Annotated in this window: 35 protein-coding genes and 1 pseudogene; 32 read left to right on the top strand and 4 right to left on the bottom strand. The window is 42.2% G+C overall.

Translation table 11 applies throughout. The features are described from left to right. Window positions 1-6: 6 nt before the first annotated feature. From menA to aroD, 32 genes are all read left to right on the top strand, one after another. A complete protein-coding gene (menA, locus tag EP57_RS15265) occupies window positions 7-963 on the top strand; it encodes a 1,4-dihydroxy-2-naphthoate polyprenyltransferase (protein WP_036088121.1) in 957 nt (318 codons plus the stop codon). A gap of 32 nt (window positions 964-995) precedes the next feature. Continuing rightward, window positions 996-1,796 (top strand): FAD export ECF transporter transmembrane subunit FmnA, encoded by an 801-nt coding sequence (gene fmnA / locus EP57_RS15260; protein WP_036088118.1) that lies wholly within the window; start codon window positions 996-998, stop codon window positions 1,794-1,796. A 312-nt stretch (window positions 1,797-2,108) separates the two neighbouring features. Next, on the top strand, window positions 2,109-2,417 hold the full coding sequence (rpsJ, locus tag EP57_RS15255) for a 30S ribosomal protein S10 (protein ID WP_025729837.1): 309 nt from the start codon (window positions 2,109-2,111) through the stop codon (window positions 2,415-2,417). Between the two features lie 105 nt (window positions 2,418-2,522). Continuing rightward, window positions 2,523-3,152 (top strand): 50S ribosomal protein L3, encoded by a 630-nt coding sequence (gene rplC / locus EP57_RS15250; protein WP_036088116.1) that lies wholly within the window; start codon window positions 2,523-2,525, stop codon window positions 3,150-3,152. Between the two features lie 24 nt (window positions 3,153-3,176). Further along, entirely contained in the window at window positions 3,177-3,800 is a 624-nt protein-coding gene (gene rplD / locus EP57_RS15245; RefSeq protein WP_036088114.1) for a 50S ribosomal protein L4, read from the top strand. After that, window positions 3,800-4,084: a 50S ribosomal protein L23 gene (rplW, locus tag EP57_RS15240; protein WP_036088112.1), complete on the top strand. Its 285-nt coding sequence runs from the start codon at window positions 3,800-3,802 to the stop codon at window positions 4,082-4,084. The genes rplD and rplW overlap by 1 nt, the downstream gene beginning before the upstream one ends. 37 nt (window positions 4,085-4,121) lie before the next feature. After that, the gene (rplB, locus tag EP57_RS15235) at window positions 4,122-4,955 is read left to right on the top strand and encodes a 50S ribosomal protein L2 (RefSeq protein ID WP_036088108.1); all 834 of its coding nucleotides are present in this window, start codon (window positions 4,122-4,124) and stop codon (window positions 4,953-4,955) included. Window positions 4,956-5,045: 90 nt separating this feature from the next. Next, entirely contained in the window at window positions 5,046-5,324 is a 279-nt protein-coding gene (gene rpsS / locus EP57_RS15230; RefSeq protein ID WP_036065502.1) for a 30S ribosomal protein S19, read from the top strand. Window positions 5,325-5,343: 19 nt separating this feature from the next. Next, window positions 5,344-5,688, top strand: a complete 345-nt coding sequence (gene rplV, locus EP57_RS15225) for a 50S ribosomal protein L22 (RefSeq protein WP_036088106.1) — start codon at window positions 5,344-5,346, stop codon at window positions 5,686-5,688. A 3-nt stretch (window positions 5,689-5,691) separates the two neighbouring features. Next, window positions 5,692-6,348: a 30S ribosomal protein S3 gene (gene rpsC, locus EP57_RS15220; RefSeq protein WP_036088104.1), complete on the top strand. Its 657-nt coding sequence runs from the start codon at window positions 5,692-5,694 to the stop codon at window positions 6,346-6,348. 2 nt (window positions 6,349-6,350) lie between these two features. After that, complete coding sequence (gene rplP, locus EP57_RS15215) at window positions 6,351-6,788, top strand: 50S ribosomal protein L16 (protein WP_036088101.1); 438 nt, start codon at window positions 6,351-6,353, stop codon at window positions 6,786-6,788. Continuing rightward, window positions 6,775-6,966, top strand: coding sequence for a 50S ribosomal protein L29 (rpmC, locus tag EP57_RS15210; protein WP_036060270.1), 192 nt, complete (start codon window positions 6,775-6,777; stop codon window positions 6,964-6,966). Before rplP ends, rpmC begins: the two co-directional genes overlap by 14 nt. Window positions 6,967-6,992: 26 nt before the next feature. Continuing rightward, window positions 6,993-7,256 (top strand): 30S ribosomal protein S17, encoded by a 264-nt coding sequence (rpsQ, locus tag EP57_RS15205; RefSeq protein WP_036088100.1) that lies wholly within the window; start codon window positions 6,993-6,995, stop codon window positions 7,254-7,256. A 77-nt stretch (window positions 7,257-7,333) separates the two neighbouring features. Next, window positions 7,334-7,702: a 50S ribosomal protein L14 gene (gene rplN, locus EP57_RS15200; RefSeq protein ID WP_036088097.1), complete on the top strand. Its 369-nt coding sequence runs from the start codon at window positions 7,334-7,336 to the stop codon at window positions 7,700-7,702. A gap of 38 nt (window positions 7,703-7,740) precedes the next feature. After that, window positions 7,741-8,061 (top strand): 50S ribosomal protein L24, encoded by a 321-nt coding sequence (rplX, locus tag EP57_RS15195; protein WP_036088094.1) that lies wholly within the window; start codon window positions 7,741-7,743, stop codon window positions 8,059-8,061. A gap of 26 nt (window positions 8,062-8,087) precedes the next feature. Continuing rightward, window positions 8,088-8,627: a 50S ribosomal protein L5 gene (rplE, locus tag EP57_RS15190; RefSeq protein ID WP_036088092.1), complete on the top strand. Its 540-nt coding sequence runs from the start codon at window positions 8,088-8,090 to the stop codon at window positions 8,625-8,627. A 38-nt stretch (window positions 8,628-8,665) separates the two neighbouring features. Then, window positions 8,666-8,851 carry a type Z 30S ribosomal protein S14 gene (locus tag EP57_RS16740; RefSeq protein ID WP_036099787.1) on the top strand — a complete coding sequence of 62 codons (186 nt, stop codon included), beginning with the start codon at window positions 8,666-8,668 and terminating at the stop codon, window positions 8,849-8,851. A gap of 32 nt (window positions 8,852-8,883) precedes the next feature. Then, complete coding sequence (gene rpsH, locus EP57_RS15185) at window positions 8,884-9,282, top strand: 30S ribosomal protein S8 (RefSeq protein ID WP_036065514.1); 399 nt, start codon at window positions 8,884-8,886, stop codon at window positions 9,280-9,282. A 29-nt stretch (window positions 9,283-9,311) separates the two neighbouring features. Then, entirely contained in the window at window positions 9,312-9,848 is a 537-nt protein-coding gene (gene rplF, locus EP57_RS15180; RefSeq protein ID WP_036088090.1) for a 50S ribosomal protein L6, read from the top strand. A gap of 34 nt (window positions 9,849-9,882) precedes the next feature. Continuing rightward, complete coding sequence (gene rplR, locus EP57_RS15175) at window positions 9,883-10,242, top strand: 50S ribosomal protein L18 (RefSeq protein WP_036088088.1); 360 nt, start codon at window positions 9,883-9,885, stop codon at window positions 10,240-10,242. A gap of 21 nt (window positions 10,243-10,263) precedes the next feature. Then, window positions 10,264-10,767 (top strand): 30S ribosomal protein S5, encoded by a 504-nt coding sequence (rpsE, locus tag EP57_RS15170; protein WP_036060286.1) that lies wholly within the window; start codon window positions 10,264-10,266, stop codon window positions 10,765-10,767. A 16-nt stretch (window positions 10,768-10,783) separates the two neighbouring features. Further along, window positions 10,784-10,963, top strand: a complete 180-nt coding sequence (gene rpmD / locus EP57_RS15165) for a 50S ribosomal protein L30 (RefSeq protein ID WP_003720933.1) — start codon at window positions 10,784-10,786, stop codon at window positions 10,961-10,963. 60 nt (window positions 10,964-11,023) lie between these two features. Continuing rightward, window positions 11,024-11,464, top strand: a complete 441-nt coding sequence (rplO, locus tag EP57_RS15160; protein WP_036065517.1) for a 50S ribosomal protein L15 — start codon at window positions 11,024-11,026, stop codon at window positions 11,462-11,464. Further along, window positions 11,464-12,765, top strand: a complete 1,302-nt coding sequence (gene secY / locus EP57_RS15155) for a preprotein translocase subunit SecY (RefSeq protein WP_036088086.1) — start codon at window positions 11,464-11,466, stop codon at window positions 12,763-12,765. The genes rplO and secY overlap by 1 nt, the downstream gene beginning before the upstream one ends. 67 nt (window positions 12,766-12,832) lie before the next feature. Continuing rightward, window positions 12,833-13,480, top strand: a complete 648-nt coding sequence (locus EP57_RS15150) for an adenylate kinase (RefSeq protein WP_036088085.1) — start codon at window positions 12,833-12,835, stop codon at window positions 13,478-13,480. A gap of 381 nt (window positions 13,481-13,861) precedes the next feature. Beyond that, a complete protein-coding gene (gene infA, locus EP57_RS15145; protein WP_036060296.1) occupies window positions 13,862-14,080 on the top strand; it encodes a translation initiation factor IF-1 in 219 nt (72 codons plus the stop codon). Between the two features lie 100 nt (window positions 14,081-14,180). Further along, window positions 14,181-14,294 (top strand): 50S ribosomal protein L36, encoded by a 114-nt coding sequence (gene rpmJ, locus EP57_RS15140; RefSeq protein WP_003156543.1) that lies wholly within the window; start codon window positions 14,181-14,183, stop codon window positions 14,292-14,294. A gap of 18 nt (window positions 14,295-14,312) precedes the next feature. Further along, window positions 14,313-14,678, top strand: a complete 366-nt coding sequence (gene rpsM, locus EP57_RS15135; protein WP_036088083.1) for a 30S ribosomal protein S13 — start codon at window positions 14,313-14,315, stop codon at window positions 14,676-14,678. Window positions 14,679-14,708: 30 nt separating this feature from the next. Next, a complete protein-coding gene (rpsK, locus tag EP57_RS15130) occupies window positions 14,709-15,098 on the top strand; it encodes a 30S ribosomal protein S11 (protein ID WP_036088081.1) in 390 nt (129 codons plus the stop codon). A 93-nt stretch (window positions 15,099-15,191) separates the two neighbouring features. Continuing rightward, window positions 15,192-16,136, top strand: a complete 945-nt coding sequence (locus EP57_RS15125; protein WP_036088078.1) for a DNA-directed RNA polymerase subunit alpha — start codon at window positions 15,192-15,194, stop codon at window positions 16,134-16,136. A gap of 27 nt (window positions 16,137-16,163) precedes the next feature. After that, window positions 16,164-16,571 (top strand): 50S ribosomal protein L17, encoded by a 408-nt coding sequence (gene rplQ, locus EP57_RS15120; protein WP_036088075.1) that lies wholly within the window; start codon window positions 16,164-16,166, stop codon window positions 16,569-16,571. A 314-nt stretch (window positions 16,572-16,885) separates the two neighbouring features. Next, on the top strand, window positions 16,886-17,647 hold the full coding sequence (gene aroD / locus EP57_RS15115; protein ID WP_036088071.1) for a type I 3-dehydroquinate dehydratase: 762 nt from the start codon (window positions 16,886-16,888) through the stop codon (window positions 17,645-17,647). 21 nt (window positions 17,648-17,668) lie between these two features. Here the strand turns inward: aroD and EP57_RS15110 are convergent, their stop codons facing one another. The 4 genes and pseudogenes from EP57_RS15110 to EP57_RS15095 form a co-directional block, all read right to left on the bottom strand. Then, window positions 17,669-18,784: an FtsW/RodA/SpoVE family cell cycle protein gene (locus EP57_RS15110; protein ID WP_036088068.1), complete on the bottom strand. Its 1,116-nt coding sequence runs from the start codon at window positions 18,782-18,784 to the stop codon at window positions 17,669-17,671. Continuing rightward, window positions 18,784-19,920: an FtsW/RodA/SpoVE family cell cycle protein gene (locus tag EP57_RS15105; RefSeq protein WP_036088065.1), complete on the bottom strand. Its 1,137-nt coding sequence runs from the start codon at window positions 19,918-19,920 to the stop codon at window positions 18,784-18,786. Before EP57_RS15105 ends, EP57_RS15110 begins: the two co-directional genes overlap by 1 nt. 4 nt (window positions 19,921-19,924) lie before the next feature. Continuing rightward, window positions 19,925-21,895, bottom strand: a pseudogene (gene mgtA, locus EP57_RS15100) (magnesium-translocating P-type ATPase); the annotation flags it as partial. 97 nt (window positions 21,896-21,992) lie between these two features. Then, the gene (locus EP57_RS15095) at window positions 21,993-24,953 is read right to left on the bottom strand and encodes a Tn3 family transposase (protein WP_036088063.1); all 2,961 of its coding nucleotides are present in this window, start codon (window positions 24,951-24,953) and stop codon (window positions 21,993-21,995) included. Between the last annotated feature and the right edge of the window lie 23 nt (window positions 24,954-24,976).

Here is a 24,976-nt window from a genome sequence, read left to right as displayed (position 1 = left end):
TAAAGCGTGTCGATACCAGCATTTTTAAAATTGGTAGAAATACAAACGAAAATCGCCAGTGTTTTTCCTTTTATTATTGGGACGTTATTCGCGGTTTACCAATACGACTTATTTAATTGGAAGAACACGCTGATTTTCTTTGGCTCGATGTTGATATTCGATTTAACGACAACGGCAATTAATAACTACATGGATTACCGAAAAGCAACAAACAATCATGACTATGACTACCGAACGACGAGTAATGTCATCGGACAAGAACAAATACCCGAAAAAGTAGTTATCGCGACGATTTTCGTGATGTTTCTCATTGCGACGGGCCTAGGTGTTTGGCTCGTTTTTGAAACGGATTTATTAGTACTGCTAGTTGGGTTTGTCTGTTTTTGTATTGGGATTCTGTATACGTTCGGCCCAGTTCCGTTGTCACGCATGCCGTTAGGTGAAATTTTTTCAGGCGTGACGATGGGGTTCGGCATTGTTTTTCTAGCGATTTATGTGAACGCGTATGACGCTGGAATTGCAAACTTGATTTGGTCGGGCGAATGGGTTAGTGTGAAAGTGAATTTGATAGAAGTTATCCGGATTATTGTTATCTCGTTGCCATGTATTTTTACAATCGCGAACATCATGTTGGCAAACAACATATGCGATCTGGACGAGGACATTCGGAACCACCGTTACACACTGCCGTATTACATTGGTAAAAAGTACGCCGTGATTCTGTTTAACGCGCTATATTATGGCTCGTTTGTAGCGATCATTGTCTCTGTAGCCATCGGATTCCTAAGCCCGATTATGCTACTAACCCTCATCGCAGTCATCCCGGTATTCAAAAATTTACAGAAATTCAACGCCGAGCAAGTCAAAGCCAAAACATTCGTCATCTCCATCAAGAACTTTGTGGTGACAAATAGTGCGATTGTTGTTTTCTTGGCAGCAAGCTTAATCTTGAAATACGTTTAGATTTTATTAGATAGAAGAAAGGGGATTTTCCGATGATTGATAAATTAATATTTGGGCGCTTCATGCCTGGGGAATCCCTTATTCATCATTTAGATGCCAGAACGAAATTGATTGCCGGTTTTTACTTTATTGGCATTCTGTTCCTGGCAAACAATTGGCAAACCTATGCGCTGTTAACATTGTTCACTTTTGCAGTCATCGCGTTAACGGGTATTTCCTATCGCTTTTTCATAAAAGGCGTGAAACCATTGATTTGGCTGATTTTGTTCACGGTAGTTTTGCAAATGCTATTCACGAGCGGCGGCACAATCTTTTTCAGCTGGGGGCCTTTCGCCATCTCTTCATTCGGTCTAATCAACGGTGTTTACGTGTTCATTCGATTCGTGCTGATTATCTTCATCTCCACAGTAATCACGCTCACAACGACCCCTATGGACCTGACAGATGCCATTGCATACATACTAAGACCGTTCAAAGTTCTAAAAATGCCAGTACAAGACATCGCGCTCATGATTTCAGTAGCTCTGCGTTTCATCCCCACATTAATGGAAGAAACTGATAAAATTATGAAAGCGCAGCGAGCACGTGGTGTAGAATTCGGTGAAGGCAACCTATTTGAACAAATGAAAGTCGTCGTTCCGATATTCATCCCGCTATTCGTAAGTTCTTTCAATCGCGCAGAAGACCTTGCAGACGCAATGGAAGCCCGCGGATACCAAGGTGACCAAAAAAGAACCCGATTCCGCATCCTACATTGGCATTGGTGCGATTTAGTCGCAGGGCTTGTTTTAGTAGCGTTGACAGTAGGTTTAGTAACACTAAGAATTTCCTGAGAAGACTGGCTTTCGTCACTTGCGATTGCCGGTCTTTTCGCATTTAAAAATAAGTGGAATCATGTAATATAACCGTCATAAAAGTTTTTTAAGAAAATCGTTGAAATTACTAGGCTAGACGTGTATAATAGATAAAGTGCAATTGAACAGGCAGTGGTCTGCCCATTTTGTGCGACACCCCCATATGTTGGGGCTGTAGATGTGATGAAGTGAGAGGTTGCTGACACACCCGGCCGCTTTGCCATGGCGAGTGTTCAGGAGATTTTCACGGAGAATGTCTATTTTGAAAATAGGCGAGAAGGAGGGAAAATAATGGCAAAACAAAAAATTCGTATTCGTTTAAAAGCGTATGATCACCGTATCTTGGATCAATCGGCGGAGAAAATTGTAGAAACAGCGAAACGTTCAGGTGCTAGCGTATCTGGTCCGATTCCGTTGCCAACAGAGAAATCTGTATACACAATCTTGCGTGCGGTCCACAAATACAAAGATTCACGTGAGCAATTCGAAATGCGTACACACAAACGTTTAATCGATATCGTTAATCCAACACCACAAACTGTTGATAGCCTTATGCGTTTAGACTTACCAAGCGGTGTGGACATCGAAATCAAACTATAAATAATGAATTACATGCTCGCGAAACATTCGCATGCATAACTAGCTTATAACTCGACAATCTCGAGCAAGCTAAACCAAATCCAAAAATAACAGGAGGTGTGACTCATGACCAAAGGAATCTTAGGTAGAAAAGTAGGGATGACACAAGTTTTCACAGAAAACGGCGAACTTATTCCAGTAACAGTAATCGAAGCAGGTGCTAACGTAGTACTTCAAAAGAAAACTGTTGAAACAGACGGATATGAAGCAATTCAAATCGGTTTCGAGGATAAACGCGAAAAGTTGTCAAACAAACCCGAAAAAGGTCATGTAGAAAAAGCCAATACTACTCCTAAGCGCTTCATTCGCGAATTACGCGATGTAAACTTAGACGAGTATGAAATTGGTGGAGAAATTAAAGTAGACGTATTCGCAGAAGGTGACATCGTCGACGCGACAGGCGTATCAAAAGGTAAAGGATTCCAAGGTGTTATTAAACGCCACGGACAATCTCGTGGACCAATGGCCCATGGATCTCGTTACCATCGTCGCCCGGGTTCAATGGGTCCTGTAGCGCCTAACCGTGTATTCAAAAATAAATTACTTCCAGGTCGTATGGGTGGAGATCAAATCACTATCCAAAACCTAGAAATCGTCAAAGTAGACGTAGAGAAAAATGTTCTTTTAGTTAAAGGTAACGTACCAGGAGCTAAAAAAGCGTTGATCCAAATCAAAACAGCAAACAAATCAAGATAATTTATTGGAAAGGAGGACTAACAAATGCCCAACGTAGCTTTATTGAAACAAGATGGAACAAATGCTGGCGAAATTACACTTAACGATACTATTTTCGGTATTGAACCAAATGAAAAAGTGGTTGTTGATGTAATTTTGAGTCAACGAGCTTCCTTACGTCAAGGAACTCATAAAGTAAAAGGCCGCTCAGAAGTACGCGGCGGTGGACGTAAACCATGGCGTCAAAAAGGTACAGGTCGTGCCCGTCAAGGTTCGATTCGTTCCCCACAATGGCGTGGAGGTGGTATCGTATTCGGTCCAACACCACGTAGCTATGCTTACAAATTACCTAAGAAAGTTCGTCGTTTAGCGATCAAATCGATCCTTTCTTCTAAAGTAAAAGAAGAGAGCTTAGTAGTATTAGAAGGTTTAACTTTCGCAGCTCCTAAGACTAAAGAATTCACGGCTTTCCTTAAAAATATCTCTGTAGATACAAAAGCATTGGTAGTAGTAGCCGATGGAAGTGAAAATGTAGAACTATCTGCACGTAACTTACAAGGCATTAAAGTTATTCCAGCTCAAAGTATCTCAGTACTAGACGTTGCTAAACATGATAAGCTAATTATCACTAAAGCAGCTCTTGAACAAGTAGAGGAGGTGCTTGCATAATGGATGCACGCGACATCATTAAGCGCCCAATTATCACTGAGCAATCAACTAGTGTTCTAGATGACAAGAAATATACATTTGAAGTTGATACACGCGCTACTAAAACGCACGTTAAAAAAGCTATCGAAGAAATCTTCGAAGTAAAAGTTGCGAAAGTAAACGTAATGAACTACAAAGGTAAATTAAAACGTATGGGCCGTTACGCTGGCTATACAAACAAGCGTCGTAAAGCTATCGTTACTTTGACAGCTGATAGCAAAGAAATCCAATTTTTCGAAGTTTAATACTTCCATGAATTGAACTAATAGAGGAGGGAATACAATGGCGATTAAAAAGTATAAACCTACCACAAACGGCCGTCGTCACATGACGAGTTCAGATTTCGCTGAGATTACTACAAGTACTCCAGAAAAATCTTTACTACGTCCTCTGAAAAAGAAGGCTGGTCGTAATAACCAAGGTAAGTTAACTGTTCGTCATCACGGTGGAGGACACAAACGTCAATACCGCGTGATCGATTTTAAACGTAATAAAGATGGTATTCCAGGACGCGTTGCTACGATCGAATATGATCCGAACCGTTCTGCTAACATCGCATTAATTCACTACGTTGATGGAGAAAAACGCTACATCATCGCAGCAAAAGGCTTAGAAGTAGGCCAAACAATTTATTCAGGTTCAGAAGCGGATATCAAAGTTGGTAACGCGCTAGAACTTAAAGATATTCCAGTGGGTACAGTTATCCACAATATCGAAATGAAACCTGGTAAAGGTGGACAATTAGTACGTTCTGCTGGAACAAGCGCGCAAGTACTTGGTAAAGAAGGCAAATACGTATTAATCCGTCTTAACTCTGGTGAGGTTCGCATGATTCTTGCTACTTGTCGTGCTACTATCGGCCAAGTTGGTAACGAGCAACACGAACTTATCAACATTGGTAAAGCAGGTCGTTCACGTTGGATGGGTAAACGCCCAACAGTTCGTGGATCTGTCATGAACCCTAACGATCACCCACACGGTGGTGGTGAAGGTAAAGCACCAATCGGACGTAAATCACCAATGTCTCCTTGGGGCAAACCAACACTTGGTTACAAAACTCGTAAGAAAAACAATAACTCCGATAAATTTATCGTACGTCGTCGTAAGAAGAAATAATCGGGTTTGTCATTTTAACGAATTTATAGGTAGCAGGAACGGGCAAGCGTTGGCTTACCGATTCCTGACTATGCGAAGGGAGGTTCCGACATGGGTCGTAGCTTGAAAAAAGGACCTTTTGTAGATGATCATTTGATGAAGAAAGTTGAAGCAGCTGATGCAAGCGAGAAGAAACAAGTTATCAAAACTTGGTCTCGTCGTTCAACGATTTTCCCAGTATTTGTTGGTCAAACAATTGCTGTATATGATGGACGCAAACACGTTCCAGTCTATATCCAAGAAGATATGGTTGGACATAAATTAGGTGAATTCGCACCAACTCGTACGTACCGTGGTCACGCGGGCGACGATAAAAAAACTAGACGCTAATTGAGAGGAGGATATCCTGATGACAACTGCAAAAGCCGTTGCAAAAACTGTTCGTATTGCTCCTCGTAAAGCTAGACTCGTAATGGATCTAGTTCGTGGTAAGCAAGTCGGTGAAGCCGTTGCTATTTTGAAACTTACACCAAAAGCAGCTTCTCCAATCATCGAAAAAGTTTTAAAATCAGCAATCGCAAACGCTGAGCATAATTATGATTTAGATGTAAATAACTTGGTAATTTCTGAGGCATTCGTTGACGAAGGGCCAACATTGAAACGTTTCCGTCCACGTGCGATGGGACGCGCAAGTGCAATTAATAAACGTACAAGCCACATTACAGTCGTGGTATCTGAAATCGAGGAGGGATAATTCGTGGGTCAAAAAATACATCCAATTGGTATGCGTGTCGGTATAATCCGTGATTGGGATTCAAAATGGTACGCTGGTAAAGAATACGCGAACTTCTTACACGAAGATTTACGCATCCGTGAATATATCGCGAAGAACTTATCAGATGCTTCTGTATCACGTGTTGAAATCGAACGCGCGGCAAGCCGTGTTAATATCACTATCCACACTGCGAAACCTGGTATGGTTATCGGTAAAGGTGGATCTGAAGTAGAATCATTACGTAAAAATCTGAATGAACTTACAGGTAAACGAGTTCATATCAATATTGTAGAAATCAAAAGAGCTGACCTTGACGCTAAATTGGTTGCTGAAGGAATTGCTCGTCAATTGGAAAACCGTGTGTCTTTCCGACGTGCACAAAAACAAGCAATCCAACGTACAATGCGTGCAGGCGCTAAAGGTATTAAAACTCAAGTTTCCGGCCGTTTAGGTGGAGCAGATATCGCTCGTGCGGAACACTACAGTGAAGGAACAGTTCCTCTTCATACATTGCGTGCCGACATCGACTACGCATGGGAAGAAGCTGACACAACTTATGGTAAACTAGGCGTTAAAGTCTGGATCTACCGTGGTGAAGTCCTTCCTACGAAGAAAAACAATGTGGAAGGAGGAAAATAATAATGTTAGTTCCAAAACGTGTAAAATACCGTCGTGAGTTCCGTGGTAACATGCGTGGACGCGCAAAAGGCGGCACAGAAGTAGCATTTGGTGAATTTGGTCTTCAAGCTGTTGAAGCTTCATGGATCACTAACCGTCAAATCGAAGCTGCCCGTATCGCGATGACTCGTTACATGAAACGTGGCGGTAAAGTTTGGATTAAAATTTTCCCTCATAAATCTTACACATCTAAGCCAATTGGTGTTCGGATGGGTAAAGGTAAAGGTGCTCCGGAAGGTTGGGTAAGCCCAGTTAAACGTGGCAAAATTATGTTTGAAATCGCTGGTGTTCCTGAAGAAGTAGCGCGTGAAGCATTACGTCTTGCAGCACACAAATTACCAGTGAAAACAAAAATCGTGAAACGCGAAGAAATTGGTGGTGAAGCAAATGAAAGCAACTGATATCCGTGAATTGTCCACTACTGAAATTCAAGATAAAGAAAAATCTCTAAAAGAAGAGCTTTTCAACTTGCGCTTTCAATTAGCTACTGGCCAATTGGAAAACACTGCACGTATTCGTGAAGTACGCAAAGCAATCGCTCGCATGAAAACAATCGTTCGCGAAAGAGAACTTGCCTAAAATTAATCAAGAGGAGGTTTTAATACATGTCTGAACGTAACCAACGTAAAGTCTATACAGGACGTGTTGTATCCGACAAAATGGATAAAACAATCACTGTCGTTGTTGAAACGTATAAGAAACACTCGCTTTATGGCAAGCGCGTGAAGTATTCAAAAAAATTCAAAGCTCATGACGAAAACAATGTTGCAAAAACTGGCGATGTAGTACGTATTGCTGAAACTCGTCCATTATCTGCAACAAAACGTTTCCGCCTATTAGAAGTTGTTGAAGAAGCGGTAATCATTTAAGTTATGAACCGAAATAATAAAAGTTTTAATAGGAAAAATAAATTTCCTGATTGTATGTCTGGAAGGAGGGTGTCCTAATGATTCAACAAGAAAGTCGTTTGAAAGTGGCTGATAACTCTGGTGCTCGTGAAGTTTTAACAATTAAAGTACTAGGTGGATCAGGACGCAAAACTGCGAACATTGGCGACGTAATCGTGTGTACTGTTAAACAAGCAACACCAGGTGGCGTTGTCAAAAAAGGTGAAGTAGTTAGAGCGGTAATCGTTCGTACTAAGAGTGGAGCACGTCGTCAAGATGGTTCTTACATCAAATTTGATGAAAATGCATGTGTTATAATCCGTGATGATAAAAGTCCTCGTGGAACACGTATTTTTGGACCTGTTGCTCGCGAACTTCGTGAAAACAACTTTATGAAGATCGTTTCTTTAGCTCCAGAAGTTCTTTAAAATACACTAGTTTCAATCTCAAGGAGGTGCTAGACCCAATGCATGTCAAAAAAGGTGATAAAGTACAAGTTATTACTGGTAAAGATAAAGGTAAATCCGGCAAAATTATCGCTGCGTTTCCTAAAAAAGACCGCGTAATTGTTGAAGGAATCAACATGGTGAAAAAACATACAAAGCCATCGAACATTAATCCGCAAGGTGGAATTTTAAATGTTGAAGCACCGATTCACGTATCTAACGTAATGCTTATCGATCCAAAGACTGGTGAACCAACTCGTGTGAACTACCAAGTCAAGGACGGTAAAAAAGTACGCGTAGCTAAAAAATCCGGTGAAGTTATAAAAGACGCAACTAAATAAGTATCTGAGGAAGGAGGGAATAGTACATGAATCGCCTTAAAGATAGATATCTTAAGGAAATTGTTCCTGCTTTAATGAGCAAATTCAATTATGACTCCGTAATGGAGGTACCAAAAATCGATAAAATCGTAATCAACACTGGTGTTGGTGATGCAACAGCAAATGCGAAAGTTTTAGACAGTGCAGTGGAAGAGCTAGCTCAAATCACTGGTCAAAAACCTGTTATCACGAAAGCAAAAAATTCAATCGCTGGTTTCCGTCTACGTGAAGGAATGCCAATCGGTGCGAAAGTAACGCTTCGTGGTGAGCGCATGTATGATTTCTTAGACAAATTAATTACTGTTTCCCTACCACGTGTTCGTGACTTCCGTGGGGTTTCTAAAAAAGCCTTCGACGGTCGCGGTAACTACACGCTAGGTGTAAGAGAGCAATTAATTTTCCCTGAAATTGATTACGATAAAGTAAGCAAAGTTCGCGGAATGGACGTAGTAATCGTTACTACTGCTAAATCTGACGAAGAGTCAAAAGAATTACTGACACAAATCGGTATGCCATTTCAAAAGTAAGCCAAAAGTAATCAATAATTAAGTAGGGAGGCGAAAACGTGGCTAAAAAATCAATGATCGCGAAGCAAAAACGTACACCTAAGTACGCTGTTCAAGCATATACTCGTTGTGAACGTTGTGGTCGTCCACATTCCGTTATTCGCAAATTTAAACTATGCCGTATCTGCTTCCGTGAACTTGCCTATAAAGGACAAATTCCCGGCGTAAGAAAAGCAAGCTGGTAAAAACCCAATAATGGGAAGGAGGTAAATTTTTCATGGTGATGACAGATCCTATCGCAGATTTTCTAACTCGTATACGTAATGCCAATATGGTACGTCACGATAAATTAGAAGTTCCTGCTTCAAAAATCAAAAAAGAAGTCGCTGAAATCCTTAAAAGAGAAGGTTTCGTACGTGACGTTGAGTATATTCAAGACGACAAACAAGGTACAATCCGTGTTTTCCTTAAATATGGTGCAGCAAACGAGCGTGTAATTACTGGACTTAAGCGTATCAGTAAGCCAGGTCTTCGTGTTTACGCTAAAGCTGATGAGGTACCAAAAGTACTTAACGGTTTAGGTATTGCAATTGTATCTACTTCTCAAGGTTTGTTAACAGACAAAGAAGCTCGCGCGAAACAAGTGGGCGGAGAAGTTTTAGCATACGTTTGGTAAGAACAGAAAATCACAAGGAGGTGCAATAAATGTCCCGTATAGGTAAAAAAACAATTGTTATTCCAGCTGGTGTTACTGTAACATTAGATGGCTCAACAGCAACTGTTAAGGGTCCTAAAGGTGAATTAGTAAAAACTTTTAACCCAGATATCTCAATCAATATCGAAGGAAACGAGATCAACGTAACTCGTCCCTCTGACAATAAAACACACCGTGCGCTTCATGGTACGACACGTGCTATTCTAAATAACATGGTTGTCGGTGTATCTGAAGGCTACGAAAAAACTCTTGAGCTTATTGGTGTCGGTTACCGTGCTGCAAAACAAGGTACTAAACTTGTTTTAAACGTAGGTTACTCTCATCCAGTAGAATTCGAAGCTCGTCCAGGTGTTGAAGTAGAAGTACCTGCGAATACGAAAGTTATCGTTCGCGGTATTAACAAAGAACATGTTGGCGAATTGGCTGCAAATATCCGTTCCGTACGTCCACCAGAGCCGTATAAAGGTAAAGGTATCCGTTACGAAGGCGAATTTGTACGTCGTAAAGAAGGTAAAACTGGTAAATAATGCCGCGTAAAGGCTAAGAGAAGAGGTGAGTCGTGTGATTACCAAAATCGACAAAAATAAAGTGCGTAAGAAAAGACATGGCCGTGTTCGTTCTAAGATTTCTGGAACTGCAGCTCGTCCACGTTTGAACGTTTTCCGCTCAAACAAAAACATTTATGCTCAAATTATTGATGATGTTAACGGTGTAACAATCGCTAGCGCATCTAACGTAGATAAAGATTTCCCTAAAGCTGAGTCTAAAGTTGACGCTGCTACAAAAGTTGGCGAAATCGTTGCAAAACGCGCTGCAGAAAAAGGCGTTAAAGCTGTCGTATTTGATCGCGGAGGTTACTTATACCACGGTCGTGTACAAGCTTTAGCTGAATCTGCTCGTGAAAATGGATTGGAATTTTAATAAGAAGGAGGGACAACTTACATGCCTCAACAAATCGATGGAAACAAATTAGAATTAGAAGAACGCGTAGTTACTATCAACCGTGTTGCGAAAGTAGTTAAGGGTGGTCGTCGTTTCCGTTTTTCAGCGCTCGTAGTCGTTGGAGATAAGAACGGTCATGTTGGATTCGGTACTGGTAAAGCACAAGAAGTACCAGATGCGATCCGTAAAGCAATTGATGACGCTAAGAAGAATATGATCTTCGTACCAACTGTTGACACTACAATCCCACACACAGCAATCGGTCATTTTGGTGGTGGAGAAATTCTCCTAAAACCTGCAAGTGCCGGTTCTGGTGTAACTGCTGGTGGTCCAGTTCGTGCTGTCCTTGAGCTTGCCGGTGTTGCTGATGTGTCTAGTAAATCACTAGGATCTAACACACCAATCAACATGGTTCGCGCTACATTCGACGGTATTAAACAACTTAAAAAAGCTGAAGATGTTGCGAAATTACGCGGCAAAACAGTTGAAGAATTGCTAGGATAAGGAGGGAATCAACGTTATGGCGAAATTAGAAATTACTCTAAAACGTAGCTTAATCGGACGCCCTCAACCACAACGCAAAACAGTTCAAGCTCTAGGCTTGGGAAAAACTAATTCTGTTGTTGTAAAAGAAGATAATCCTGCAATTCGTGGGATGATCACTAAAGTAAGCCATTTAGTGGACGTTAAAGAAGTTTAAGCTATTAATTATTTAAAAGAAATACCGAATAAAATCGTAAATTAGGAGGAGGTGCTTGACATGAAACTTCACGAACTTAAACCTGCAGAAGGTTCTCGTAAAGAGCGTAATCGTGTTGGTCGTGGTATGAGTTCTGGTAACGGTAAAACATCAGGACGCGGTCACAAAGGTCAAAAAGCACGTTCAGGTGGCGGTGTACGCCTAGGCTTCGAAGGTGGACAATTACCATTGTTCCGTCGTATTCCAAAACGTGGTTTTACAAATATCAATCGCAAAGAGTATGCTGTTGTAAATATTGATGTTTTAAATCGCTTTGAAGAAGGTACAGAAGTAACACCTGAATTATTAATTGAAACAGGTATCGTTCGTAACGCAAAATCCGGAATTAAGATTTTGTCTAACGGAGCTATCGAGAAAAAACTTACTGTGAAAGCTAACAAATTCTCATCGGCTGCTAAGGAAGCTATCGAGGCTGCTGGTGGAAAAACTGAGGTGATCTAATGTTTTCGACGTTGATCAATTTTTTCAGAGTTGCTGACATACGTAAAAAAATCATGTTTACATTAGCCATGCTTGTCATCTTCCGTATCGGGACATTTATTCCTGTACCGGGAGTAGACGCGGCTACAATTCAAAAATCGATGGAAAGTGGAATCTTAGGATTTCTAAACACTTTCAATGGTGGTGCGCTGAAGAACTTTTCAATCTTCGCGATGGGTGTTATGCCTTATATTACCGCATCGATTATCGTGCAACTATTGCAGATGGACGTAGTGCCTAAACTTACTGAGTGGTCAAAACAAGGTGAGATGGGTCGTAAGAAATCAAATCAATTGACGCGTTACTTAACGATTGGACTTGGTCTTATCGAAGCTTTCGGTATGGCATTCGGGTTCAATAGATTGAGCGGTTCTGGCTTTATTATTAATCCTTCTATCCCTCAATACTTGGCAATTGCAGTTGTTCTTACAACCGGTACAATGTTCTTGATGTGGTTAGGTGAACAAATTACTGTAAGTGGCGTTGGTAATGGTATTTCCATTATTATCTTTGCCGGTATCGTAGCTCGTATTCCTGATGGTGTACGTTCCCTCTATGTATCGCAAATCGAAGACGCAGGCGATCAGTTGTTCATGCACATTTTAATTCTTGCAGCAATCGTGGTGGCAGTTTTAGCGATCGTCGTGCTCGTTATTTACTTCCAACAAGCGTTGCGTAAGATTCCAATTCAATACTCAAAACGTGTCGCTGGTGCAAAAACTGGTGGAGCGCAAGCAACGCATTTACCGTTGAAACTTAACTCTGCTGGGGTTATTCCGGTAATCTTTGCAAGTGCCTTTATCATTACACCACAAACCATTTTGAGCTTTGCGTTCGTTGACTCAACCAGCCAAGTTGTAAAAGTCTTAAAACAAATTTTTGACTATACGCAGCCGATTGGTATGTGTCTATACGTTGCCTTGATTGTCGCATTCACTTACTTTTATGCGTTCATCCAAGTTAACCCTGAGAAAGTTGCAGATAACTTGAAGAAACAAGGTGGGTATATTCCAAGTAAACGTCCTGGTCGTGAAACACAAGCGTATCTTACGAGTGTGCTTTACCGTCTGACTTTTGTTGGTGCGATTTTCCTTTCTGTAGTAGCAATCTTGCCTACAATCGGAGCTTCTGTATTCAATCTTCCGCAATCGATCGCCATTGGTGGTACGAGCTTGCTGATTGTTATCGGGGTAGCCCTTGATACAACAAAACAATTAGAAGGACAACTTGTGAAACGAAATTACCGAGGATTTATCAAATAAACACGCGGGACGCCTGGGGATGAATCCTCGGTGCTCCGACGTGCTACTAATAAAAGGGGCGATACAGTTGAAACTAGTGTTAATGGGACTGCCCGGTGCCGGTAAAGGTACGCAAGCTGAAAAGATTGTTGCGAAATACAATATTCCTCACATTTCAACTGGGGACATGTTCCGCGCAGCAATAAAAAACGGCACAGAATTAGGACTAAAAGCTAAATCCTTCATGGATAGCGGCAATTTAGTACCTGACGATGTGACAAACGGTATCGTTCGTGAATGCTTAGCCGAAGATGATGCTAAAGATGGATTCCTGCTTGACGGATTTCCGAGAACGGTAGAACAAGCCGAAGAACTAGAGAAGATTTTATCTGATTTAGGAACGAAGCTTGATGCTGTTATTAATATTCAAGTGAACAAAGATAGCCTGATGACTCGTTTAACTGGCCGTTGGATTTGTCCAACATGTGGTAAAACGTATCATGAAGTATTCAATCCTCCGAAACAAGCGGGGATTTGTGATGTGGATGGTGCGAAACTTTACCAACGGGAAGACGATAAAGCAGAAACTGTCGAAAATCGCCTGAATGTTAATATCAAACAGACGCAACCATTATTAGATTTTTATGGTGAAAAAGGAACATTGTTTGCAGTCAACGGTGAGCAAGATATCGATCTTGTTTTCGAAGATGTGAATAAGATTCTTACTTCATTCTAAAAAGGAATCATCGCTTATCTGCCGTCGGTGTCTAGGTAGTGCAAAATATTTTGTTTTGTAGTATAATGGATAATTGGCAGTAGAATGAGTAACAACTATGCGAAACATGATGAACGAGAGATTGTCTGAAGATCATCTGGATAAATAGGAATGCTACTGGAAATAGTGAAGAAGGCGTTCGAAATCGAGCCAGATGCACTTGTACTTCCATTTTTGCGGGACCGTACTTACCGATTGTCTGAAGATGTATAAAATTAATTCCTTGTCGTGGGGAACGATTTTGGTATGTCTAGCGTTTTTTCATGTAATAAATTTTTACGCGAAAAGAAATGGCAGACCTGTAAATGGTCCAGTTATAAAGAAGTTAGGAGGTAGCAACCTATGGCAAAAGAAGATGTAATCGAAGTGGAAGGTACAGTGGAAGACACATTGCCTAACGCGATGTTCAAAGTTGTACTAGAAAATGGTCATACTGTTTTAGCTACAGTTTCTGGCAAAATCCGTATGCACTATATTCGTATTCTACCAGGTGACAAAGTAACGGTTGAGCTTTCCCCGTATGACTTGACACGTGGTCGAATCACTTACCGTTTCAAATAATAATTTGTCGGAAATGAAATTATATACCGGTCTGGTTCGCCAGCTAGTTTTTATCGGTTTATAGAGACATTTTCTCTACTAAACAAGGAGGTATATCTACATGAAAGTAAGACCATCAGTAAAACCAATCTGTGAGAAATGTAAAGTTATTCGCAGAAAAGGTAAAGTAATGGTAATTTGTGAAAATCCGAAACATAAACAAAAACAAGGATAAGAGGAGGTGCTTTTGTAAATGGCACGTATTGCAGGTGTTGATGTTCCGCGCGAGAAGCGCATTGTAATATCTTTGACTTACATCTATGGTATCGGTAATCAAACGGCTAAAGATGTTTTAAAAGAAGCAGGAGTTTCTGAAGATACTCGTACTCGCGATTTAACTGAGGATGAACTTGGTAAAATCCGTGAACTAGTTGACAAAATCAAAGTTGAAGGTGACCTTCGTCGTGAAGTGAACTTGAATATTAAACGTTTGATCGAAATCGGTTCTTATCGTGGCATGCGTCATCGTCGTGGTCTACCAGTTCGTGGACAAAACACGAAGAACAACGCACGTACTCGTAAAGGCCCATTAAAAACGGTCGCAGGTAAGAAGAAATAATTATTAGTAAGTAAAGGAGGTAGTTAGTGAATGGCTCGTAAAACAAATACTCGTAAACGTCGTGTGAAAAAGAATATCGAAGCTGGTATTGCACACATTCGTTCTACATTCAATAATACAATTGTAACGATTACTGACACTCACGGTAATGCAATAGCGTGGTCAAGTGCAGGAGCATTAGGTTTCAAAGGATCACGTAAATCAACTCCTTTCGCGGCGCAATTAGCTGCTGAAACTGCTGCAAAATCAGCACAAGAACATGGCTTGAAAACTTTGGAAGTAACAGTTAAAGGACCTGGCGCAGGACGTGAAGCTGCAATTCGTGCTCTTCAAGCTGCTGGTTTAGAAGTAACTGCTATTAAAGATGTAACTCCAGTTCCTCATAATGGATGTCGTCCTCCAAAACGTCGTCGTGTATAAGTAGTCGTATTTTTGTTTGCAACTTGAACTATTGTCACGAGATTCTTCATAAGGATCTAGCAAAAGAGACGTTTTGAAGGAGGGTAAATTTGAATGATCGAAATTGAAAAACCGAAAATCGAGACGATTGAGATCAGCGATGATGCCAAGTATGGAAAGTTTGTTGTAGAGCCACTAGAGCGTGGATATGGTACAACTTTGGGTAACTCCTTACGTCGTATTCTGTTATCTTCTCTTCCTGGTGCTGCAGTGACATCTATCCAAATTGATGGAGCTCTTCATGAGTTTTCTGTCATCGAAGGTGTAGTAGAAGATGTAACAACGATGATTTTAAATATCAAGAAACTTGCACTTAAAGTGTATGCCGAAGACGATAAGACTTTGGAAATTGATATGCAAGGCCCAGGAGTAGTAACTGCTGGCGATATTAACTATGATAGTGATGTTGAAATTCTGAATCCAGATCTTCATATTGCTACGCTTAGTGATAACGCGAAATTCCATGTTCGCCTAAATGCGGCACGTGGTCGTGGTTATACACCTGCGGATCAAAATAAACGTGAAAATATGCCAATCGGTGTGTTGCCTGTAGACTCGATTTTTAGCCCGGTTATCCGTGTCAATTATCAAGTAGAAACAACACGCGTTGGACAATCCACGAATTATGATAAGCTAACTTTCGACGTTTTGACTGATGGAAGTATTAGCCCTGAAGAAGCTGTTTCCTTGGGAGCAAAAATTCTTACAGAGCATTTAAATATTTTTGTTGACTTAACAGACGAAGCACAAAAAGCAGAAATCATGATTGAAAAAGAAGAAAGCCATAAAGAGAAAGTGCTTGAAATGACAATTGAAGAATTGGACTTATCTGTTCGTTCTTACAACTGCTTGAAACGCGCTGGAATCAATACAGTACAGGAATTAGCTGACAAATCTGAGGATGATATGATGAAAGTTCGTAACTTGGGTCGTAAATCTCTAGAAGAAGTTAAAGTGAAACTGTCTGACCTTGGCTTAGGCTTACGTAACGAAAATTAATTTTTACTTTGTGAAGGAGGGAAATCCATGGGTTACAGAAAATTAGGTCGTACTAAATCTCAACGTAAAGCATTATTACGTGATCTAGCGACTGATTTAATCGTTTTCGAACGTATCGAAACTACTGAAGCAAAAGCTAAAGAGATTCGTTCAATCGTTGAAAAACTAATCACTTCTGGTAAAAAAGGAGACTTGCACGCTCGTCGTCAAGCAGCTGCTTTTGTACGTCACGAAGTTGTTAACGTGGTACAAAAAGAAGTGAAAGACAAAGATGGTAACACTGTGACTAAGAATCGTCCAGTTTACGCTTTGCAAAAATTATTTGATGATGTTGCTCCACGCTACGCGGAACGTCAAGGCGGATATACTCGTATCTTGAAAAAAGGTCCTCGTCGCGGTGACGGTGCGCCAATGGTTATCATTGAATTAGTATAATTCATGTGTTAAAGCAAGTGGAGTGTTATGATAAAGTAGCTTCGTGCTATTTTGTCTAGCTCTGTGTGTTTCCCCTTCGCCAAATATGGTTGTAAGGGGAGCGCAGGCTTTTTTTTGTTTAGAAGTTTCTTTTAAATAAATGCGAGTACGTGATGAGCGGCGTTTAGTCCCATGGCAAACATGTCACTCGAGAAAAGCTTGTCTTGCTTACATAGTGAAGAACCGGTCTTGTAATGAGATCGGTTTTTTGTGTTGTGGAAAACGTGGAGCTTAGATATAATGGAGAAAATGATAGAGCGATTGGGAGTGACGGGATGAAGACGGTTGTTATGCGGGAATTGGTGATTGGTGAAGGTATGCCGAAAATTTGTGTGCCGGTGGTTGGTAGGACATTGGACGGGATTTTGGCGCAGGTAGAGGCGTTACGGGATGTTTCGTTTGATGTGATGGAATGGCGTGCGGACTTTTATGAGTTGGTGGAGGATATGGACGCCGTTCGAGGTGTGTTAGGGGAAATTCGGACGGTGATGCCGGAGAAGCCGCTGATTTTTACGTTTCGGAGTGAGACGGAGGGCGGCGAGCGGATGCTTTGTGTGGAGCATTATGTGGCGCTACTTAAGATGGTGATGGCTTCGGGATACGTGGACGCGGTTGATGTGGAGTTGTTTAAGGGCGATGCGGAGGTTGCGGAGCTTGTGAACGAGGCTAAGAAGCATGATGTGAAAGTGGTCATGTCGAGCCATGATTTTGAAAAAACGCCAGGTGAGGATGAAATTGTCGCGAGACTGTGCAAAATGCAGGAACTAGGAGCAGATTTGCCGAAAATTGCGGTGATGCCTCATAATGCAGCGGACGTTTTGACATTGCTTTTGGCGACGAATCGGATGGTGACGGAGTTTGCGGATCGGCCAGTGATTACGATGTCAATGGCGGGGCTTGGTTTGGTGTCACGCCTAACTGGTGAGGTATTTGGTTCCGCGCTTACTTTTGCAAGTGTTGGTGAGGTTTCGGCGCCTGGTCAGATTGAGGTGGAGACATTGCGGCAAGTGCTGGATGTGTTACATAGTAATAAATAAGGAAAGCCCTGCAAAACGTTGTTATGCGCTATGCAGGGTTTCTTTATTATCTGATTTGATGACGGCTAGCATGGTGCCGAGTGCGATCATGTTGCCTAGGATGGAACTGCCGCCGTAACTGATGAAGGGAAGCGGGATTCCGGTTAGGGGCATCATACCGATCGTCATGGCGATGTTTTCGAAAATGTTGAATGCGAACATCATGGCAAAACCAGCGAGAACGTAGGTGGAGAATTTACTTTTCATGCTGAGGGCTGTGACGATGATTTGATGGATGAAAAGCATGAAGATGATAAGTAGGATGCTGACGCCGATGAAGCCGAATTGGTTGGCGATGGTGCTGAAAATCATGTCGGTGTGGCTTTCGGGAATGTAGACGGATGTACCATTGCTGCCAAACATTGTGCCGGAACCGATAGCTTTTAGGGAGCGGTCGATTTGATAGAAGGCATTCGGATCACTCGCGGGGTCCAGCCAAGTATAGACGCGTGTGAACTGGTAGCTGTGGAAGCCTAGTTTTTCAAGAATGGCGACGTTGTAGATGACTAGGTAGAGTCCAGCGCTGATTGTGACGATGAAAGATAGGATGATGGCGATGATTGCTTTGGTGGATTTGATGGCTAAGATGCTGATGGTGAAGGCGCTGATGAAGTAGACGATGGTTGTTCCAAGATCGGGCTGTTTCATGATGAAAAGGAGAACGACGACGGCTAAGCTCCAAAAAACGGCGAGTTGTTTCCAAAGATTTTGTTCGTATTTGACGGCAAAATGGGCAAGAACGATGATGAAGGCAGATTTTGTGATTTCGGATGGTTGTAAGGAGAAGCCTGCGAGTTGGTACCACCGTGTTGCACCGTTGACTGCTTCGACGAACGGGTTTGGGATGAGAATGCCTACAAGGAGTATGAGAATGGCGATGTATAGCCAAATAATATGGTCGCGTACGAATGCGATATTGATTTTGCTGATGAGATAGCAAACGGTGAAGCCAACGAGAATATAAATGAGTTGCATGCGAAAGAAGTTGGCGTCGTATTGGTTAGTCTGCTGGGCCATGAAGATGGCAACGCAACTCATGATGGACAATAGGCAAACAAGGACGACGAGTGTTTCGCTGAATTTTTTTTGTTGGGTCATTATTGGGGAATCCTTCTTTCTTTTTGATTTCTGCGGTCTGCGGCGATTAGGAAGCCTGTGCAGCAGGCTAGGCTTAGTATGGATGTGCCGCCGTAGCTGATAAATGGCAGTGGCACACCGGTTAGCGGGATGAGTCCGAGGACGCCGCCTAGGTTGAGCGATGTTTGGATGGCAATCCATGTGGCGATACCAATGCAAATCGATGTGTCAAAAGGTGATTGGCTTTGGAGTGCGATGCGAAAAGCTTGCCAAATGAAGAAAAAAATCAGTGCGAGCGTGATGAGAAAACCGGGTGCGCCGAGTTCTTCAGAAATGACAGCACTGATAAAATCGGTATGGGATTCTGGTAGGAAGCCGAGTTTTTGAATGCTGTTGCCGAATCCGCGTCCTGTAATGCCGCCGCTTGCGATGGAGTAGTAGCCGTTGCGAAGTTGGTAGGACGCGTCAAGGTTGGCTTCGTTAAACGGGTCTAAGAAGGCGAAACGGCCAAGTCGGGCGGTAGTTAGGAAGCTCGGATACAAAAAGTAAATCGCCGTTGCCGCAAGTGCTGTGAGGCTTATAAATGTTGCGGCAAGGCGTGCCAGTTGTTTTCCAGGGATGCCTGACGTGATAATTTGAGCGATGAAGATAACGATGACGATAAAACTAGTGCCAAGGTCTGGCTGCATAATAATGAGTAGGGCGCAGAAAAAGATAAAGCTGGCAAGTAAGTAAATGACGCGATTTGTGTCCATATAACGGAAATAAATCACGATAAAATTGGCCGTGACTAGAATAAGTAAGCCTTTGACAAGTTCGGTTGGCTGTAAGACGATGCCACTAACTTCGATCCAGCGCTGGGCGTTGTTTGTTTGGCTCCCGGTAACAAGAACGAGAAGTAACAGAAGAACGGTAATGCCTCCCGCTACTTTCATCGTTTTTTTATTGCAAAAAGCACTTGAGTTAAGACTGGCAAATAAGAAAATCAAGGCTAGCCCGACGCCGAAAAAGAAGGCTTGGCGTATGGCGAAATGATAACTTACTGTTTCGTAGCGCAGTATCGCGGGTGCGTAGCTGGCGCTGTAAACCATGAGGCAACTCCATATGGCGGTGATGAGATAAACAAGGATTATGAGTCGTCCGTTTTTTGTTAGCATAGGCTTAAATCCAATCGCGGAATTTCTTGATGTAGGCGGTTTTGACGATTTGGACGGTAATCATGTAGCCGACTAGAATTGCGATGAGCCATGGGAAGTAGGAAAGTGGCAGACTAACGAGACCAATGCTATGTCCAAGTGAAGTGAATGGGATGATAATGCCGATACCCATCACAATAAGAGTGGAAATCATGACTGGTGCGGCTGCGCGACTCTCGATGAATGGAATTTTTTCTGTACGGATCATGTGAACGACTAGTGTTTGTGTTAGCAGGCCGACAACGAACCAACCGCTCTGGAATAAGGCTTGCTCGGCGACGGTGTTTGCGCTGAAAACGAACCACATGATGGCGAATGTCAGGATATCGAAAATCGAGCTGACTGGGCCAATGGTGACGATGAATCGTAACATGTTTTTAGGGTCCCATTTGCGTGGTTTTTTCAGGAATGATTCGTCCATCTTGTCCCATGGAAGCGTGAGCTGGGATAGGTCATACATGAGATTTTGCAAGAGTAGGTGAATCGATAACATCGGTAAAAATGGCAAGAAAGCGCTGGCCACGAGAACACTGAAGACGTTACCGAAGTTGGAGCTAGCTGTCATTTTCATGTATTTTAAGATGTTGCCAAAAACGTTGCGGCCTTCGATTACGGCGTCGTTTAGGATTGTCAGACTTTTTTCTAGGAGGATGATGGAGCTGGCGTCTTTGGTAATGTCTGCTGCGGTGTCAACGGAGATGCCGACGTCTGCTTTGCGCAAGGCTGGGGCGTCATTGATACCGTCACCCATGAAGCCAACTGTTTGACCGTCCTCGCGGATAAGCTGAATGATGCGGGATTTCTGTGTTGGTGTTAGTTTGGCAAAAATATGATGGGTTCTAGTTGCTTCGGTTAGTTCATCGTCATACATGAAGTCGATGTCGGAGCCGAGAAGGAATTTGTCTGCGGGGATGCCAACTTGTTTGCAAATGGTTTGTGCGACGATTTCGTTGTCTCCTGTTAGGACTTTGACGTCTACGCCATGATTTGTTAAGGATTCGATGGCGGGTTTAGCGGATGGCTTAGCTGGGTCAAGGAAACCGAGGAAGCCGATGAGCGTCATGTTTGCTTCGTCCTGAACGGAGAATGTTTCTTGGTTTGCTTTTGATTTGGTGGCGATGGCGATGACGCGCATGCCTTGGCGATTCATTTGCTCGCATTTCTCATGAAGCTGGGCTTTGATAGTGTCGGTGAGCTCGATGATAGCACCGTTTTCGTCAAGCGTGGAACAGATGCTGAACATTTCGGTGATGGCGCCTTTGGTAATCATTTGCACGCTATCTCTTTTTTGCAAAATAACACTGAGACGGCGGCGGGCAAAATCAAACGGGATTTCGTCGATTTTTTCTGGTTGGGTGTAACGCTTGTCGTCGCCGATTTTTTGCATGTGTGAAATGATGGCGTGGTCCATGATGTTTTTCCAGCCGGTTTGGAAATGGCTGTTTTGGAAGGCAAGGGCAAGGACTTTATTGCATGTTTTGCCGGTAGTGTCGATATGCTCGATGAGTTCTACTTTGTCTTTAGTGAGTGTGCCGGTTTTGTCAGTACATAGAACGGTCATGGCACCTAGGTTTTGAATCGCGCTGAGTTCTTTGATGATGACTTTTTTCTTGGCCATGCGGATGGCGCCCTTTGCGAGGTTGGTGTTGACAATCATTGGGAGCATTTCTGGTGTGAGACCTACGGCTACAGCGACTGCAAATAGCAATGCTTCGGTCCAGTTGCCTTTTAGGATACCGTTGATTAGGAATACGATTGGCACCATGACTAGCATGAAGTACATGAGTAACTTAGAAATAGATTTTACACCTTTGTCAAAACTAGTTGCTTCGCGTTTGGTGAGTGCTTCTTGGGAGAGGGAGCCGAACACGGTTTTGTCGCCAGTTTGCAAAATGATGGCCTTGCCTTGTCCGCTAATGACATCTGTTCCCATGAAAGGGGTAGGGAGAGCAAAGTGCAGATTTACAACGCTAAGGAATTTTAAAAAGCCAAGCAAACCGTTAGATAGCAATCGGTTTGCTTGGCTTCTTCATTTAAATATCTAGCGGTTTTAATGATTGAAATAGTTTCTCATCGATGGTAGGAAAACGATATTCGCCTAAAAAATTAATATGTTCCCACCCTAAAGGGGAGATATGTTCTAATAAAGCCTCATCGAACGGCTCTTTCTCTCTCAATGCGTGTACTGCTTTTTCCAAATAAACGGTGTTCCAGGCACTAATCGCATTAATCAAGATATTAAGGGAGCTAGCATACTGTAATTGATTTGGAAGAGAACGTTCTCTTAATTCGCCCTTCTTTCCAAACGAAAGTGCCCGACCAAGTGCGTTCGTTAGCTCTCCTTTGTTTAATCCTCGGTGCACACGTCGCCTAAATGGTTCACTAGAAATATAATCTAGAATAAAGAGCGTTTTCTCAATGCGTCCAATTTCCTGTAAGGCCATGGCTACTTTATTTTGTCCTTTATAAGAACGTAGTTTACTCATAATTAGCGAACTCGCTACCGTTCCTTCTTTCACAGAAGCTGCTAGACGTAACACGTCATCAAAATGAGTGACAATACTAGCTGTGTTAACCTGCCCACGAATGATATCACTAAAATCAGGGTAGGCTTCTACTTCCCCCATTATTTGAAATAGCTTCGCATCCGAAATATCCCGAATCCTGGGAGCAAAACGAAACCCTAGTAAAAACATGAGGCCAAAGACTTGGTCCGTGTAGCCCGCTGTATCTGTATAGTGTTCCTGTATGTTCAGCTCTGTTTCGTTCAAAAGTAAGCCATCTAACACATGCACGGCATCTCGCGTGTTGGTATGAATCACTTTCGAATAGAAAGAGGAATATTGATCACTTACAAATCGATAAATAGTAGCGCCTTTTTTGGAGCCATAGTGCGGGTTATGCTCGGCATTTAATGCTGGCACACTGATAGGTACTCGCATCCCATCGGAGGATGAGGTAGATCCATCTCCCCAGCATGTAGCCAGCTTTTGTTGAGACACAAAGTTAACAAGCGTTGCTTGTGCCTTTAACATGGCATCTTCATGCATGCGCCACTGCCTTACATTAGCCATCTGAAAATAAGTAACATCTGGTGTCGCATCGCCCATTTTAGTGAGTCCAATATTTGTTCCCAATGCCATTAAGGTAGCTAGCAATACAGGCTTTTCTTCGGATGAAGGTGATTTGCTAGTGGCTGTGTGCGTAAAGTGCGTATCAAATTGCGTCCAATGAGCCACTTCCATTAATATCTCGGTCAACTTCATCTTAGGTAACATTTGGTATAGTTTATGACTCAATTGTTTGGCCTCATCGGGTGTTTCTTTTTCTAATCGCTGGAGAGCAATACGCCCATTTTCGAACTGAACACTTTGCAGGGCTTCTTTATTTTCTGTCAACCACTGCAGTCGATCGGTCAATGCTTGCGACCGGTCCTGAAGATAAGCTTCCGCTGCTACATGGTTCATGGATAAAGCGACGTCCGCTTTACGAAAATCATCCCATTCTTCCTTAGGAATCAGATAATCATCAAAATTTTTATGCGATCGACTTCCTTCAATCGCAATATTACCAGCACGTACATGATTCCGAAGCTCTGATAATGTAGCTATCTCATAATACGCTTTGTTAATCGACTGATCTTTATTTATCACGTATTTTTTCCACTTCTTTGGCAGAAAATCTACTGGAGCATCTGGTGTGATTGTGCGTTTCCCTTCTAAATTAACTTCCTTCAGTAACGTTACTGCAGCGGTTACTGGATTATTTTTGTCCATAGACGTAAATTCCAATGTACGGAGTAAAGTCGGGATGTATTTGCGTAAATAAGAAAATCGGCTAGCAATCAAATCAAGATAATCGTAATTCTTAGGTCGAATCAGCCCTTTGGTTTCCTCAATAGATGTTATCATTTCTTCCCAGGATATCTTTTTTTCAATTTCTAGATAGGGATTTTGTTGATTTTTCTTAGCTTCCATCAAGCAAGCGCCAATCTCTACAAATTGATGTAACTTCTCATTGATTTTCTTCCCATTTTGTTGTTGCAACAATTCCTGCTTCTTCTTCCCTTTTGATTGTAGGGTTTGAATTTGTTTCGTATGTATGTCAAAAGCTTGGTCTACATAATCTTGACTTAGCTCCATCAAATGAGCCGCCATTAATGTATACTTCTTTTCTGGAGAAAATCGACGAAAAGCCGTTGCTTTATACCGACCACCTAACTGTGCTAGTTGTCGAAACCTAGCGGGATGAATGTGTTTTAGCGATAGTTCGCTTAGCCTCAGTTCTCGTATACACTCTAAACGGTGGGTTAGTTGGATAAACGCTTCTGGAGAGGACTTTCCACTTCCTTCTTTTAACCATCCCCATGTGGTTATTCTATTATCGGACGGAGGAGCAATGAGCTGATCTAATCTCTTTTGCTGCTGTAGCGAAAATTGCTTAAAAAATAGAGAATAGACATGATTTGTAGCCTTTTCTCGAGCTTCCCAAATCATACGTTCCATCGTTAGCATGGGAGGAAAAATGAATTGGTTTGTCCGCAATTCCTGCAGACAAATCTGCATTAAATGATATGTATGATTATTCTCCATCGCATGTTGTCGTAATAGACGCGTTAGCTTGCGATAATCTGATACTTGAAATAGTCGATAAGCGTACCGATCACGTATTTCTTTTTGGTGTTCCCAGTAGGTGTTCTCCCTTATGGGGTATTGGCGAAAAGCTCTTATAGGCGCAGTCACACCTAGCTGCTTGGCGATGAATGTCAGCAATGGTGTAGGTATGTCTATAAAATGGATGGAGGACCATCCCGGAAAGCGGACCAAAGCTAGCTGAACTGCGTAACCTAAACGATTAACAGCTCCTCGATGACGCTTTATGTAGGATAAATCTTCTTTTGAAAAAGTATAGTGTCTTTCTAAATCTCGCCTTTCCGTTGGTAGTCTCATCCATTCCTGCCGCTGTTCTGCCGTAAATAGTTCTTGTCTTCTCACGCTATCATCCTCGTCTCGTTATC

The organism is Listeria booriae, from assembly GCF_000766865.1.
GTDB lineage: Bacteria > Bacillota > Bacilli > Lactobacillales > Listeriaceae > Listeria_A > Listeria_A booriae.
The sequence above is the reverse complement of the archived record's forward strand: the minus strand, read 5'-3'. Positions and strand labels throughout refer to the sequence as shown.

Excerpts from the sequence above, each read along its gene's own strand:
- rpsS (WP_036065502.1), top strand. The coding sequence starts at position 5,046 with ATGGGTCGTAGCTTGAAAAAAGGACCTTTTGTAGATGATCATTTGATG.
- rplX (WP_036088094.1), top strand. The coding sequence starts at position 7,741 with ATGCATGTCAAAAAAGGTGATAAAGTACAAGTTATTACTGGTAAAGAT.
- EP57_RS15125 (WP_036088078.1), top strand. The coding sequence starts at position 15,192 with ATGATCGAAATTGAAAAACCGAAAATCGAGACGATTGAGATCAGCGAT.
- rplP (WP_036088101.1), top strand. The coding sequence starts at position 6,351 with ATGTTAGTTCCAAAACGTGTAAAATACCGTCGTGAGTTCCGTGGTAAC.
- rplW (WP_036088112.1), top strand. The coding sequence starts at position 3,800 with ATGGATGCACGCGACATCATTAAGCGCCCAATTATCACTGAGCAATCA.
- infA (WP_036060296.1), top strand. The coding sequence starts at position 13,862 with ATGGCAAAAGAAGATGTAATCGAAGTGGAAGGTACAGTGGAAGACACA.
- rpsM (WP_036088083.1), top strand. The coding sequence starts at position 14,313 with ATGGCACGTATTGCAGGTGTTGATGTTCCGCGCGAGAAGCGCATTGTA.
- secY (WP_036088086.1), top strand. The coding sequence starts at position 11,464 with ATGTTTTCGACGTTGATCAATTTTTTCAGAGTTGCTGACATACGTAAA.
- rplN (WP_036088097.1), top strand. The coding sequence starts at position 7,334 with ATGATTCAACAAGAAAGTCGTTTGAAAGTGGCTGATAACTCTGGTGCT.
- EP57_RS15105 (WP_036088065.1), bottom strand. The coding sequence starts at position 19,920 with ATGCTAACAAAAAACGGACGACTCATAATCCTTGTTTATCTCATCACC.
- fmnA (WP_036088118.1), top strand. The coding sequence starts at position 996 with ATGATTGATAAATTAATATTTGGGCGCTTCATGCCTGGGGAATCCCTT.
- rpsJ (WP_025729837.1), top strand. The coding sequence starts at position 2,109 with ATGGCAAAACAAAAAATTCGTATTCGTTTAAAAGCGTATGATCACCGT.
- rplV (WP_036088106.1), top strand. The coding sequence starts at position 5,344 with ATGACAACTGCAAAAGCCGTTGCAAAAACTGTTCGTATTGCTCCTCGT.
- rplE (WP_036088092.1), top strand. The coding sequence starts at position 8,088 with ATGAATCGCCTTAAAGATAGATATCTTAAGGAAATTGTTCCTGCTTTA.
- aroD (WP_036088071.1), top strand. The coding sequence starts at position 16,886 with ATGAAGACGGTTGTTATGCGGGAATTGGTGATTGGTGAAGGTATGCCG.
- rplC (WP_036088116.1), top strand. The coding sequence starts at position 2,523 with ATGACCAAAGGAATCTTAGGTAGAAAAGTAGGGATGACACAAGTTTTC.
- rpsQ (WP_036088100.1), top strand. The coding sequence starts at position 6,993 with ATGTCTGAACGTAACCAACGTAAAGTCTATACAGGACGTGTTGTATCC.
- rpmJ (WP_003156543.1), top strand. The coding sequence starts at position 14,181 with ATGAAAGTAAGACCATCAGTAAAACCAATCTGTGAGAAATGTAAAGTT.
- rplO (WP_036065517.1), top strand. The coding sequence starts at position 11,024 with ATGAAACTTCACGAACTTAAACCTGCAGAAGGTTCTCGTAAAGAGCGT.
- rpsH (WP_036065514.1), top strand. The coding sequence starts at position 8,884 with ATGGTGATGACAGATCCTATCGCAGATTTTCTAACTCGTATACGTAAT.
- rpsE (WP_036060286.1), top strand. The coding sequence starts at position 10,264 with ATGCCTCAACAAATCGATGGAAACAAATTAGAATTAGAAGAACGCGTA.
- rplQ (WP_036088075.1), top strand. The coding sequence starts at position 16,164 with ATGGGTTACAGAAAATTAGGTCGTACTAAATCTCAACGTAAAGCATTA.
- rpsK (WP_036088081.1), top strand. The coding sequence starts at position 14,709 with ATGGCTCGTAAAACAAATACTCGTAAACGTCGTGTGAAAAAGAATATC.
- rplF (WP_036088090.1), top strand. The coding sequence starts at position 9,312 with ATGTCCCGTATAGGTAAAAAAACAATTGTTATTCCAGCTGGTGTTACT.
- rplB (WP_036088108.1), top strand. The coding sequence starts at position 4,122 with ATGGCGATTAAAAAGTATAAACCTACCACAAACGGCCGTCGTCACATG.
- rpmD (WP_003720933.1), top strand. The coding sequence starts at position 10,784 with ATGGCGAAATTAGAAATTACTCTAAAACGTAGCTTAATCGGACGCCCT.
- rplD (WP_036088114.1), top strand. The coding sequence starts at position 3,177 with ATGCCCAACGTAGCTTTATTGAAACAAGATGGAACAAATGCTGGCGAA.
- EP57_RS15110 (WP_036088068.1), bottom strand. The coding sequence starts at position 18,784 with ATGACCCAACAAAAAAAATTCAGCGAAACACTCGTCGTCCTTGTTTGC.
- rpmC (WP_036060270.1), top strand. The coding sequence starts at position 6,775 with ATGAAAGCAACTGATATCCGTGAATTGTCCACTACTGAAATTCAAGAT.